This window comes from Pseudomonas sp. MM213 (assembly GCF_020423045.1).
Lineage (GTDB): Bacteria > Pseudomonadota > Gammaproteobacteria > Pseudomonadales > Pseudomonadaceae > Aquipseudomonas > Aquipseudomonas migulae.
The window spans coordinates 2,671,064-2,682,774 of record NZ_CP081943.1 but is presented as its reverse complement, the minus strand read 5'-3'; the positions used below and the strand labels follow the sequence as shown (position 1 = coordinate 2,682,774).

Genomic DNA, 11,711 nt, shown 5'->3' with positions numbered 1-11,711 from the left:
CGCGGGCAAGCCTCGCTCCTACAGGTTTTCGTGCCCTTGTAGGAGCGAGCGATGCGGCGATCCGACTTGCCCGCGAAGGCGGCCTAAAGAACGATGAAGATCAAAGCTTGATCAACACCGACTTCAACTCGGTGTAATGCTCGATCGCCGCATACCCCATCTCCCGCCCGACCCCCGACATCTTGTACCCGCCAAACGGCAGCGCCGGGTCCAGGGCGCTGTGGCAATTGACCCACACCGAACCGGATTTGATCCGCGGAATCATCCGGTGCACCGCCGCCAGATCATTCGACCAGATGCTCGCGCCAAGCCCGTAGGGACTGTCGTTGGCCATGCGCAACGCATCGGCCTCATCATCAAACGGGATCGCCACCAGCACCGGCCCGAAGATCTCTTCCTGCACCAGCGAGTGCTTCTGGTCGACATCAACGATCACTGTCGGTTTGACGAAGAATCCCGGCCCGAATTGTTCACCGCCGCAGGCAATCGTCGCACCGCTTTCCCGACCTTTTTCGATGTACCCGTAAACCCGTTCCTGCTGGCGCGCCGAGATCAGCGGCCCCATCTCGACACTCGGGTCCAGCCCGTTGCCGAGCTTCATGGCGTTGGCAATGTCGGCGATGTCCGCCACCACATTGTCGAAATGCTTGCGCTGCACATACAGCCTCGAACCGGCACAGCAGACCTGACCCTGGTTGAAGAAAATCGCACTGGCAGCGCCTGCGGCAGCGGACTTCAGGTCGGCGTCGGCCATGACGATGGTCGGCGATTTGCCACCCAGTTCCAGGGTGACGCGGGTCATGGAATCCATGGCGATCTTGCCGATCTGCTTGCCGACGGCGGTGGAGCCGGTGAAGGTCAGCTTGTCCACCAGCGGGTTGTGGGTCAGCGCCGAACCGGCGGTGATGCCGGTGCCGGTGACCACGTTGAACACGCCTTCGGGATAACCCGCTTCCAGCACCAGTTCAGCGAGTTTCAATGCAGTCAGCGGGGTTTCGTCGGCGGGTTTGAGCACCACGGTGCAACCGGTGGCCAGTGCCGGGCCGAGTTTCCAGCAGGCCAGCAGCAGCGGGAAGTTCCAGGCGACGATGGCGCCGACCACGCCCACCGCTTCGCGACGAATGAAACTGTGGAACTGATCGTTTGGCATCAGCGGCAACGACACTTCCACGCTGGAGCCTTCGATCTTGGTCGCCCAACCGGCCATGTAGCGCAGGAAGTCGATGGACAGTTGCACGTCCATCACCTGGGCCACCGCCGCGCTCTTGCCGTTGTTCAGGCATTCCAGCTGCGCCAGCAGTTCGGCGTCGCGTTCCATCAGGTCGGCGAGTTTCCACAGCAAATTCTGCCGCTCGCGGGGACGGGTGCGGGTCCAGGCGGAATCATCGAACGCCTGACGTGCCGCGAGCACCGCACGGTCAACGTCTTCGGGCGTGGCCCGCGGCACCACGCACAGCACTTCGCCGGTGGCCGGGTTGTGCAGTGGCATGGTCTGGCCGTCGGCAGCCTCGACCCAGTCGCCGCCGATAAGCATGCGCGGGGCGCGCTGGATGAACGCCGAGGTGGCGGGAAGCAGGTAGGGGAGCGTCATGGCGAGGCCTCTTGTTGTTCGTGAGAACGAGGCTTTCGCAATGGCTGTGCCAACTGTCCGGAAGGGCCGGATAGCCCTTTGGCGGCGGGCGTGGGATGAAATTCGGGGCCGTCGGGTTCCGCTGTGTTGTCGCAAATCGCGACGGCGGCTGAGATTCAAGAGACGGTTTTTTCAGCTCAGGCCAACGATGTGGCCTGAGCTGATTCGGGCACTCCGCGCCTGTTGTCGGAATCAGGCCGTCACGTCGATCTTATTGCGCTCGGCCAACATCACCGTTTCCGTCTCCCGCGTCATCCGCTCGCCTTTACTCCACAACTGGGAAGAGAAGAAGCCGTTCAGGGTTTCAGCGTTTGGCACCGAGCCTTTCTTCAAGAACAGGGCGCCCAGATCGATGGTGTTGGCGAAGTTTTCCTTGTTCAGGTTGTACCCGCCCACGTAGCTGCCGCCCCATACGGAGTCGGCGGCCACCAGGTCGATGGAGGCGTCGCGGTAACTGCTCGCTGCCGATTTCAGCGAACTGGAAGCATTCAGCAGATTGTTCAGCCGGTTCATATCGGAAGAACTGAGCTGGCCTGAACTGTTGAGGGCTTTGAGGCTTCCATCCGCTTGAATGGTGAAGCCAAATTTTTTGTCGGCGAGATCCGGATAGGCATGGGCCAACGCTGACTGGAACTCTTCGAAGGAGTATTTCAGCGATTGATGGGCATTTTTGTGCCGCTCGGCAACCTGCGGGAAGTCAGGTGACTGGGATCGGCCGATCCAGGTCTCGATCGATTCCATGGCCGGACTGGGTGCCGGGGTTTCATCGCCTGGATGGTAAATCGCTGCCGGATTGATGTTGACCGCTGTTTTCTGCAGGTCTTCAGTCAGCGTTTTCGCGGTCAGTGGTTGGCTGGACTGGCTGAGCTGAGCGGCCGATGGCTGGATCAAGGCTGCATTTAAAGAAATTGCCATGTCGTCATTCCCTTAACGTTTGGTGTAGCAGGTTATCGGCGCAAAGCGCGATACCTTGAGCGCCGATGACCACCCGTCGAGACGACGAGCAACCGGGTTGCGCCCTTGAGCCCCCCACCTTTGGGGAATAGAATTTTCAGGCTCGGTGGTGAAATGACGGAGCATTTCCCCTGCTATACATCTGGCGTAAGGGAGGTTGCGATGTTCCTTTCAACCCTGGAAATTCAAAGCATCATCGAACACAGTTTTCTACCCGCCGTCTGCACCTGCAACATGGAAGCGGACCAGTCCATGACGATCCGGGTCTGTGACTGCATGACGGGCAAAGTGGACCTGATCGCCACCCACGTTCCGGTGTGGACACTGGACAGTCCCCATGCCATCGCCACGCTGGTGGCGGACATGCGCCAGGAAATCGAGGCGCACAAGAGCATTCATCCCACCTATTCCATCTGAACCGGCGACAAGCCGCACCGTTGAAGGCCGGTGCGGCTCGCGTCAGGCAATCAGGCTGCTATTTTCCGGGAAATCTCGTCGAACGTGTTGCTATCAACGGCGGCCAGCAGCTTTTTGTCGTCTTTCAGCGTTGCCAGAAAGGTTACTTCGGTTTCTTTTCCGGCCAGCATGAAACCGGCAATCGCGCCGATGGGCCCCAGCAGCATGGCGCCGGCGACGCCGAAGCCGATGGCGTCCTTGATGTTGTTGATCGACTCTTCGTTGGCGACTTCCACGCTTTTGAACGAGGAGAGTGGCAGGGTGATGCCGGGCCACGGGTGAAGCGACGTTCTCAAGGTGAAAACGCCGTCTCTGTACTCTCCGTCACCCTGCAGAAAGTCCCCCGCCAGGACAGTGATGTTTGCCATTTCGTTATCCCCTGAACGGCAATTGGTGAACAACCATTTCGCCCCCGCACGGGCCTGTCGTCAATCGTCGTGCGATGAGCTGTCCCGGTTAAGGCATCTATGCTTGTCTCAGACTGCAACAACTGTCGCGATATTAGACGCACGCGCTCTCGATCAAGCATGGCCAATCGCATTCAACTTCACGCAAACGCTTGATAAAAAAGGTAATCGGCAAGCTGGCACGCTCCGTGTATTGCTCATCGCAGACGTTTCTCTTGCCTCCGTCTGCGGTGCGCCGCCGGCGGCAGAAACCATAAAAACGATAAGCCACAAAAATAAGAAAGCACCGTGCGAGGTTCGACGTTGATGAAGAGAAAACTCCGATCAGGCCTGAGCGTCAGTCTGCTGGCCGTGGCCGCGTGTGTGGCGCTGCATTCGCCTGACAGCCTGGCAGCCCGCGACGCCCAGACCATCCTCAAGGAAACCTGTCAGGGCTGTCACACCCCTGAAGCCGAAAACACCCTGAGCCGCATCAGCCACCAGCGCAAAACCCCGGAAGGCTGGCTGATGAGCATCGCCCGGATGCAGGCCATGCACGGTTTGCAGATCAGCGATGACGACCGCCGTACCCTGGTCAAATACCTGGCCGACACCCAGGGCCTGGCGCCGAGCGAGACGGACGGCGTGCGTTACGCGCTGGAGCGTCGACTCAATACCGTCGAGAAGTTCGACGACCAGACCAGCCAGATGTGCGGTCGTTGCCACTCCGGTGCGCGGGTCGCCTTGCAACGGCGTCCGGCCCAGGAATGGGAACGCCTGGTGAATTTCCACCTCGGTCAATGGCCGTCCCTCGAATACCAGGCGTTGGCCCGCGACCGCGACTGGTTCGACGTTGCCCGCAAAGACATGGTGCCGCTGTTGGCCAAGCGGTATCCGCTGGACAACCCTGCCTGGAAAAAATGGCTGAGCGCAGCACCCAAAGCCGAAGCGTTTGCCGGTGACTGGAGCTTCAGCGGCCACTTGCCGGGCAAAGGTGAACTGGCCGGTGTAATGAGCGTGACCGCCGCTGGCGACGACACCTTCAAGGTCAGCGTCAAAGGCCAATACGCCGACGGCACGCCGTTCAATGGCGACGGCAGCGCGATTCTCTACAGCGGCTACGAATGGCGCGGCAACGTGACCATCGACGGCGTGACCATGCGCCAGGTGTTCGCCGCCCAGGGCAATGCGATGCAAGGCCGGATGTTCGAGGCCGAGCACGATGAACGGGGTCTGGACTTCGTCGCGGCCAAGCAGGGCAGCAGTCGTTTGCTCGCCGTGCAGCCGGGTTACCTCAAGGCCGGCAGCGAGTCTGAAGTGACCCTGGTCGGCAGCGGTCTCAGCGGTAAACCGAGCTTCGGCAAAGGTGTGGAAGTGGTCGAAGTGCTGGAGCAAAGTCCGCAGCGTATGCGCGTCAAGCTCAAGGCTGCCGCCAATGCCCAGCCGGGGCTGCGCAACGTCACCGTCGGCACGCTGAAAGGCCCGACCCTGTCGGTCTACAGCAAAATCGCCGAAGTCAAAGTCGTGCCCGAGTTCTCGGTGGCGCGGATCGGCGAGGGCGGTGGTTCGACGCCGAAAGTCCAGGGCCGTTTTGACGCCGAAGCCTGGGGCAAGGGCGCTGACGGCAAACCGTATCGCATCGGCGTGTTCCCGGCGCAATGGAAAGTCGAAGCCTTCGACGACCGCGCCAAGGAAGACGAAGACGTCAAGTTCGCCGGCACCATGCAGGCTGACAGCGGCGTGTTCACACCGGGCGATGCCGGGCCGAACCCGCAACGCAAAATGTCCACCAACAATGCCGGCAACCTCAAGGTGATCGCCGCCGTCGACGACGCAGGGAAATCCCTGACCGGCGAGGGCCACATGATCGTCACCGTGCAACGCTGGAACAATCCACCCATTCCATGAGTTGGCTGACCGTTAACCGTTTCAGACACTTTTTGGAATGACCGCAGGCCTCGTGAAGGAGGTCTGCACAGGAGGTTGCAATGGGCGCTATTTTGAATCTGGTCGAGCGGAATCTGCACGAAGTGCACGTCGACGCCGACCGCATGCTGTTCCACATTCCCAGCAGTTCGCTGTTCGCCAGCGATGAGCTGACGGGCACCATCATCGACACCTTGCGCGGTCCAGGCTGTTCGTCGGACGACCTGATCCAGCGCCTGGCCGCACGTTTCAACGGCGAAGAAATCACCGAGACCCTGCGCGAGCTGATCTCGCTGGAACTGGTCAGTGACGGCTCGCCGCTGACCCCGGACATCGGCACCAAACGGGTCGAGCGCACCGCGATCAATACCGTGGTGCTCAACGTCAACACCGGCTGCAACCTGAGCTGCACCTACTGCTACAAGGAAGACCTCGACAAGCCGTCGGCGGGCAAGAAAATGGACGTTGAAACGGCCATTGCGTCAGTGGAAATGCTGCTGCGCGAATCCCCGGACGAAGAGCGCTTCACCGTGGTGTTCTTCGGCGGCGAACCGTTGAGCAATCGCAAGCTGATCGAGTACATGGTCGATTACTGTGAGAAGCGTTTTCGCGAAGCCGGCAAGTTCGTCGAGTTCGTGATGACCACCAACGCCACGCTGCTCACCGAAGAAACCGTGGACTACCTCAACGCCCACCGTTTCGGGCTCTCCGTCAGTATCGACGGGCCGAAAACCGTGCACGACCGCAACCGCATCACCGTGGGCGGGCAGGGCACGTACGACGTGGTGCGGCGCAAGGCCGAGATGCTGCTGTCGCGCTACAACAGTCGTCCGGTGGGCGCGCGAGTGACGTTGACCACCGGCGTTACCGACGTCGAAACCATCTGGGATCACTTGTTCAACGAGCTGGGGTTTGCCGAAGTCGGCTTTGCTCCGGTGACTTCCGGCGACATCAGCAGCTTCAACCTCACCAGTGATGAACTGGTGCAGGTGTTCGCCAACATGAAGGCGCTCGGTCGGCGTTATCTGGAAGCGGCGCTGGAGCACCGCAACATCGGCTTCTCCAACCTTCACCAGTTGATCACCGACATCCACGAAGGCCACAAAAAAGCCCTGCCGTGCGGCGCGGGCCTGAAGATGCTGGCGGTGGATCACAAGGGCGAACTGAACCTGTGCCACCGTTTCACCGGCTCGTCCTTGCCGACCTTCGGCAACGTGCACAGCGGGGTGAAACAGGTGGAGTTGAACGACTTCCTGTCCCAGCGCCTCGACCGTACCAACACCGGCTGCGAAGACTGCCAGATCCGCAACCTCTGCTCCGGCGGCTGCTACCACGAGAGTTACGCCCGTTACGGCGACCCGACCCACCCGACCTATCACTACTGCGAACTGATGCGTGACTGGGTCGACTTCGGCATCGAGGTCTACACCCGGATCATGGCCAACAACCCTGCGTTTATCAGCAGCTACATCACTCCGCGCAAGGCTCACTGATATGAAACATCTCAAGGCAATCAATAACAAAGCGTTGAAACTCGATGAAGCCGCGGCCGAGAACCGCATCGAAGAGGTGGTGGCGATGAGCTCTGTCGCGGGCTGCGCCTCGACCACCGACCCGGGCTGGGAAATCGATGCGTTTGGTGGTGTGTCGTCGCTGTGCCAGCCGATGGAAGCCGACCTTTATGGCTGCTCCGACCCTTGCTGGTGGCCGGCCCAGGTGCCGGACATGATGAGCACCTACCCGGACTGGAACAAGGATGCCCAGGCGTCCAACGACAACTGGCGCAACCTTGGCACTGTCTTCCCTAAAGACAAGTGATCGGACAGACAAGAAGGATTCCAGCATGCCTAGCATCAAAGCCTGCGGCCTGGCCGCGTTTGCCGTCCTGAGCACCTGTTCGCTCACTGTTCTGGCCGATGAAAACACTGCTCTGCAAGACGGTCACGAGTACATGTTGACCACCAATTACCCGAACAACCTGCACGTGATCGACCTGGCCACGGACACGCTGTTCAAGACCTGCAAGATGCCCGACGCCTTTGGTCCGGGCACCGTCCAGTTGTCGCCGGACCGCAAGACCGCTTACGTGCTGAACAATCACTACGCGGATGTCTACGGCGTCGAGCTGGACAGCTGCAAACAGGTGTTCCACGCCAGCATCACCCAGAAGCCGGGGGAGAAAGCGAAGTCGATGTTCGCCTTCACCCTCAGTCATGACGGCAAGGAGCTGTTCACCGTTGCCAACCCGACGTTGATGCTCAATGACCGCTATGAAGTTCAGCAGCCACGACTGGATGTCTACGCCACCGACGCCGGCATGGATGCCAAACCCGTGCGCAGTTTCCCGGCGCCACGGCAGCTGACCATCATGCAGAGTGGCGACGACGGCACGCTGTATGTGGCCGGGGCGGACGTCTACAAGGTCGATGTGAAAACCGGAAAATTCGACGTACTGATCCCCAGCCGGCACTGGAAACGGGCGAACTACAGCGCACCGGACGTGCTCTACGTGTGGAACCAGCAGACCTATCGCCATGACTTCTCGCTGCTCTACACCGCGGCAAAGTTCAAGGACAAGAAGCAGGATCCGTTGACCGCCGAGTACCTGTACGGGTTGTTCAGCATCGATCTGAAAACCGGCAAGACCGAAACCACCGACTTCGGCCCGCTGACGGAAATCTACTTCAGCGGCATGCGCTCGCCGAAGGACCCGAACCTGATGTTCGGCGTGCTCAATCGCCTGGCGAAGTACGACATCAAGGAAAAGAAAATGCTCCAGGCGGCGACGCTGGATCATTCCTACTACTGCATTTCCTTCAACAAGGACGGCAGCAAGATCTACCTGGCGGGGACGTTTAACGATGTGGCGATTTTTGATGCCGACAGCCTGAAACAGGTGGGCAGCATCAAGTTGCCGGGTGGGGATATGGCGATTACCACGGCGCAGATATTTGTCCGGTAATCGCGGCGTTTGAAAGGACGCCTTCGCGGGCAAGCCTCGCTCCTACGGGTTTCGGTGATTCCTTGTAGGAGCGAGGCTTGCCCGCGAAGAGGCCATGGAAAACGCTAGAGAACTTACTGCCCCGGCACCGGGCAACTCAAATCCCCCTCCTGGCACTTCAAGTAAGCTTTGAAAGCCTCCACCCGAGCCTTGGTCAGGTCCGTGATGCAATTGCTGTAAATCAACGGATAAACACTCCCGCCCTCAACCCCCGACGCTGAAAATTTGCACTCGGCATCCCGGAACCCGATCCACGCCCGTTGCGCGCCAATCAACTGCTTCTTGCTCTCGGGGCTGTCCTTCAAGCGCGCGGTGATCTGCTGGTAAAGCGCATTCAACTCCTTGTCCGCCGCCTTGTTCTGCTGCGCCGCGCATTGATTCATCGTGGCCTGGTCGGTGGCGTTGTCGCAATCGACGGCATGAGCAACGGTGGTGAACAGCAACGGCGTCAGCGCCAGGAGCACGCGTGGGGTCATGGGAAACTCGCTGTGACAGGAAAAGAAGAGGTGCAGTGTAGCGAAGCCTCATTCACTTGCGGTGTCAGCGCCTGAAGCCTTGAGCAATTGATCGGCGCAAGCCTCGATGTCTTCGCGCAGGTACAACTTCGCCAGCCAACGTTCGGGAATGGCCTGGACACCGTAGAAAGCGCCGGCCAACTGACCGACGATGGCTGCGGTGGTATCGGCGTCATCGCCCAGGTTGGCGGCCGTCAGGATGGCGGCTTCGAAACTGTCGGTGTGATGAAAACACCACAGCGCGGCTTCCAGCGAGGCGACGCAGTAACCGCTGCCTCGGATAGCGCTTTCAGGTTTAACGAGGTAATCGCCACGCGCGATGGCTGCGACTTTGAGTTCCAGGAATGTAGTCGCCGGCAAGCTTAGTAAATCCGCTTTGGCCGCGCCCTGTAACGCGTTACCTGTCAGCTCGGCGAACAACTGGCAGCACTCAACGGCTTCAGGCGCGGCGTGGGTCGTGCGGGAACTTTTTGTGGAAAACGCCCTGATCCGGTCGCGGTCGGGAAAGTAGTACAAAACCACCGGCACCAGCCGCATCAACGAGCCGTTCCCTGCCGTATAGGGATCGGTTGATCCCGCGAAGGGTTCGCCGGTTTGCTGATACCGGGCCAAAGCCTCGCTCACGGTCATGCCGATGTCGAAACATTCCCCGGTGGAACTGAGATAACCCGATTGCCACCAATTGAGGTAGCGGCCCATCTGGTCGGCGGCATCGAAGCCGTTTTTGCTCAGCAGGCTTTCGGCCAGGCACAACGCCATTGAGGTGTCATCGGTCCATTGCCCGGGTTTCAGGTTGAATGGGCCGCCGCCCACCATGTCGGTCAGGGGCCTGAACGAGCCGCGTGGCTGAAACTCGACCGTGGTGCCGACGGCATCACCGCAGGCCAGGCCCAGCAGGGCGCCGCGATAACGTTCCGTGAGTGAGGGCTGCATGAATCTTCCTTGTCCGGTCAATGTCGTCCCTGCAAACGGTAGCAGCTCCCGCCCGATGACTCTTGTTCTCAGCGCCGAACTTTGGCCCGGATGTGCGGCCGAATATTTCAGGCAGGTTGATTGAGAGGCCCGATTGGTACAACTTTAGGGTTGGACTTGTGGTCACACAGGCCTACTGTTCAGTACAGGAGGTGACTTATGAACCCAGCATCAGATCGCATCGAAAGGAAGATCCTGCTTAAAGCCCCGCGCTCGCAGGTCTGGCGTGTGCTGGCCCATGCCGAAGCGTTCGGGCAATGGTTTGGCGTGGCATTGGAAGGCAAGCGTTTTGTCGCCGGTGAGTGGACTCAGGGGCAGGTCACTTACCCCGGTTATGAGCACGTTTTGTGGAATGTGCTGGTGGAGCGGGTCGAGCCGGAGCGGGTGTTTTCGTTTCGCTGGCACCCCTACGCGGTGAGCCCGGAAGTCGACTATTCCCAGGAACCCACCACGCTGGTGAAGTTCGAACTGGAGGACCACCCTGAAGGTACGTTGCTCAAGGTCTCCGAGTCCGGTTTCGATCACATCCCCCAGACACGCCGCGAAAAGGCTTTCCGCATGGACAGCCGGGGCTGGGAGGAACAGATGAACAATATCGAACAGTTTTTGGCTGAAACCGCCAAAACCCGGGTGAGACAGGAAGAATAATCACCATGGCGCAGGCGCTGCCCGTCGTAGCTCCGCTGCAGGCCGCGAAACTCGCGGCTTGAGCGCTCGACACCTGAGGCGCCTAAGGGTTTTCGGAAGGGCTGGTATAGCGAATGTCTTACACGCGATGGTAGCTATGTCGTCTATTGCACATTGGATCCGATGCGTAATCTAGCCACATCAACTGAAGCACAGGAAGCGCTTCAGGATCACGGATGATCGACCATCAGCAAGGATTCGCTACCGACAGGGAGTCGACAATGGTCTTGGGAAAAACCCGCCTCTGGCGGGTTTTTTTTCGCCCGTAGAAAAGTGACTCAACCATCACGCACATCAACTGTAGGAGCCGGCTTGCTGGCGATGGCGTGCGTTCAGGCGATAAATCTGTTGACTGACCCACCGCCATCGCCAGCAAGCCGGCTCCTACAATTCATCCCCGTCGTACACAGAGTATGAGCGAACCTGAACCCACATTGATTACCTACAAGCCGAGATTTGCTGCGGCCCGTTCAGTGATCAGCGTCCGCTGCTGCAACGATGGCGCCGTACGCCGATGAGCCTCTGCCAAAACACTCTGTGGCGCTGATTCCGGGCTGCCAGATTCAAACGGCGGCGCCGGCGCGTACTCCAGCTGCAATTGCACCAATTGCGCCGTGTCCTTATCGAACAATTCAGCCGCCAGGGTCAGGGCAAAGTCGATCCCGGCGGTGATCCCGCCACCGGTCAGCAGATTGCCATCGCGCACTACCCGATCCTTCACCGGGATTGCACCCAGCGGTCCAAGCAACTCGTGATACGCCCAGTGAGTGGTGGCGCGCTTACCCTTGAGCAAACCTGCCGCGCCGAGTACCAGCGCGCCGGTGCACACCGAAGTGACATACCGCGCCTTGACCGCCTGCGTCTTGATGAACGCCAACGTCTGCTCATCCTCCATCAACGGCCCGACACCGCTGCCGCCGGGAACGCAGATCACATCCAGCGCCGGGCAATCATCGAAAGTGGTGGTGGGCTTGAGCACCAGGCCGGTGCTCGCGGTGACCGGCATCAGGTCTTTCCAGATCAAATGCACCTTCACGTCCGGCAGCGAGGCGAGTACGTCGTAAGGGCCGGTCAGGTCCAGTTGCTGAACCTGCGGGAACAACAGAAAACCGATCTGCAACGTCATGGTGTTTTTCTCGTGAAGTGAGTGGACGGCTTCACTGTAGGCTCGTAGGATTTGGCGT

Annotated in this window: 12 protein-coding genes; 6 read left to right on the top strand and 6 right to left on the bottom strand. The window is 59.8% G+C overall.

The window, feature by feature from the left end:
- Positions 1–100 precede the first annotated feature (100 nt).
- Both K5R88_RS12130 and K5R88_RS12125 read right to left on the bottom strand, forming a co-directional pair.
- A complete protein-coding gene (locus K5R88_RS12130; RefSeq protein WP_226300029.1) occupies positions 101–1,591 on the bottom strand; it encodes an aldehyde dehydrogenase family protein in 1,491 nt (496 codons plus the stop codon).
- 231 nt (positions 1,592–1,822) lie between these two features.
- Complete coding sequence (locus K5R88_RS12125; protein ID WP_223480726.1) at positions 1,823–2,545, bottom strand: hypothetical protein; 723 nt, start codon at positions 2,543–2,545, stop codon at positions 1,823–1,825.
- Between the two features lie 201 nt (positions 2,546–2,746).
- Here K5R88_RS12125 and K5R88_RS12120 point away from each other — a divergent pair, with 201 nt between their 5' ends.
- Positions 2,747–3,001, top strand: a complete 255-nt coding sequence (locus K5R88_RS12120; RefSeq protein WP_008027970.1) for a DUF1652 domain-containing protein — start codon at positions 2,747–2,749, stop codon at positions 2,999–3,001.
- A gap of 50 nt (positions 3,002–3,051) precedes the next feature.
- Here the strand turns inward: K5R88_RS12120 and K5R88_RS12115 are convergent, their stop codons facing one another.
- Positions 3,052–3,408 (bottom strand): hypothetical protein, encoded by a 357-nt coding sequence (locus K5R88_RS12115; protein ID WP_008039921.1) that lies wholly within the window; start codon positions 3,406–3,408, stop codon positions 3,052–3,054.
- Positions 3,409–3,753: 345 nt separating this feature from the next.
- Between K5R88_RS12115 and peaA the strand changes: the two genes are divergently transcribed.
- From peaA to peaD, 4 genes are all read left to right on the top strand, one after another.
- Positions 3,754–5,334, top strand: coding sequence for a quinohemoprotein amine dehydrogenase subunit alpha (gene peaA, locus K5R88_RS12110; RefSeq protein ID WP_226300028.1), 1,581 nt, complete (start codon positions 3,754–3,756; stop codon positions 5,332–5,334).
- Positions 5,335–5,414: 80 nt separating this feature from the next.
- Positions 5,415–6,845, top strand: coding sequence for a quinohemoprotein amine dehydrogenase maturation protein (gene peaB / locus K5R88_RS12105; RefSeq protein ID WP_008027964.1), 1,431 nt, complete (start codon positions 5,415–5,417; stop codon positions 6,843–6,845).
- 1 nt (position 6,846) lies between these two features.
- Complete coding sequence (qhpC, locus tag K5R88_RS12100; protein ID WP_008027961.1) at positions 6,847–7,170, top strand: quinohemoprotein amine dehydrogenase subunit gamma; 324 nt, start codon at positions 6,847–6,849, stop codon at positions 7,168–7,170.
- A 25-nt stretch (positions 7,171–7,195) separates the two neighbouring features.
- Complete coding sequence (peaD, locus tag K5R88_RS12095; protein ID WP_008039931.1) at positions 7,196–8,314, top strand: quinohemoprotein amine dehydrogenase subunit beta; 1,119 nt, start codon at positions 7,196–7,198, stop codon at positions 8,312–8,314.
- 113 nt (positions 8,315–8,427) lie between these two features.
- Here peaD and K5R88_RS12090 read toward each other — a convergent pair whose 3' ends face one another.
- Together K5R88_RS12090 and K5R88_RS12085 are read right to left on the bottom strand one after the other, a co-directional pair.
- The gene (locus K5R88_RS12090; protein WP_226300027.1) at positions 8,428–8,829 is read right to left on the bottom strand and encodes a lysozyme inhibitor LprI family protein; all 402 of its coding nucleotides are present in this window, start codon (positions 8,827–8,829) and stop codon (positions 8,428–8,430) included.
- A 48-nt stretch (positions 8,830–8,877) separates the two neighbouring features.
- The gene (locus K5R88_RS12085; protein ID WP_226300026.1) at positions 8,878–9,801 is read right to left on the bottom strand and encodes an ADP-ribosylglycohydrolase family protein; all 924 of its coding nucleotides are present in this window, start codon (positions 9,799–9,801) and stop codon (positions 8,878–8,880) included.
- A gap of 198 nt (positions 9,802–9,999) precedes the next feature.
- On the opposite strand from K5R88_RS12085, the gene K5R88_RS12080 reads away from it, so the two are divergent.
- Positions 10,000–10,488, top strand: a complete 489-nt coding sequence (locus K5R88_RS12080; protein WP_226300025.1) for an SRPBCC family protein — start codon at positions 10,000–10,002, stop codon at positions 10,486–10,488.
- Positions 10,489–10,969: 481 nt separating this feature from the next.
- On the opposite strand, the gene inhA is transcribed toward K5R88_RS12080, so the two are convergent.
- Positions 10,970–11,653: an isonitrile hydratase gene (inhA, locus tag K5R88_RS12075; protein WP_226300024.1), complete on the bottom strand. Its 684-nt coding sequence runs from the start codon at positions 11,651–11,653 to the stop codon at positions 10,970–10,972.
- Between the last annotated feature and the right edge of the window lie 58 nt (positions 11,654–11,711).

What these genes read in the sequence shown, in the direction of transcription:
- K5R88_RS12130 (WP_226300029.1), bottom strand. Translation starts at nt 1,591, where the DNA reads ATGACGCTCCCCTACCTGCTTCCCGCCACCTCGGCGTTCATCCAGCGC.
- K5R88_RS12125 (WP_223480726.1), bottom strand. Translation starts at nt 2,545, where the DNA reads ATGGCAATTTCTTTAAATGCAGCCTTGATCCAGCCATCGGCCGCTCAG.
- K5R88_RS12120 (WP_008027970.1), top strand. Translation starts at nt 2,747, where the DNA reads ATGTTCCTTTCAACCCTGGAAATTCAAAGCATCATCGAACACAGTTTT.
- K5R88_RS12115 (WP_008039921.1), bottom strand. Translation starts at nt 3,408, where the DNA reads ATGGCAAACATCACTGTCCTGGCGGGGGACTTTCTGCAGGGTGACGGA.
- peaA (WP_226300028.1), top strand. Translation starts at nt 3,754, where the DNA reads ATGAAGAGAAAACTCCGATCAGGCCTGAGCGTCAGTCTGCTGGCCGTG.
- peaB (WP_008027964.1), top strand. Translation starts at nt 5,415, where the DNA reads ATGGGCGCTATTTTGAATCTGGTCGAGCGGAATCTGCACGAAGTGCAC.
- qhpC (WP_008027961.1), top strand. Translation starts at nt 6,847, where the DNA reads ATGAAACATCTCAAGGCAATCAATAACAAAGCGTTGAAACTCGATGAA.
- peaD (WP_008039931.1), top strand. Translation starts at nt 7,196, where the DNA reads ATGCCTAGCATCAAAGCCTGCGGCCTGGCCGCGTTTGCCGTCCTGAGC.
- K5R88_RS12090 (WP_226300027.1), bottom strand. Translation starts at nt 8,829, where the DNA reads ATGACCCCACGCGTGCTCCTGGCGCTGACGCCGTTGCTGTTCACCACC.
- K5R88_RS12085 (WP_226300026.1), bottom strand. Translation starts at nt 9,801, where the DNA reads ATGCAGCCCTCACTCACGGAACGTTATCGCGGCGCCCTGCTGGGCCTG.
- K5R88_RS12080 (WP_226300025.1), top strand. Translation starts at nt 10,000, where the DNA reads ATGAACCCAGCATCAGATCGCATCGAAAGGAAGATCCTGCTTAAAGCC.
- inhA (WP_226300024.1), bottom strand. Translation starts at nt 11,653, where the DNA reads ATGACGTTGCAGATCGGTTTTCTGTTGTTCCCGCAGGTTCAGCAACTG.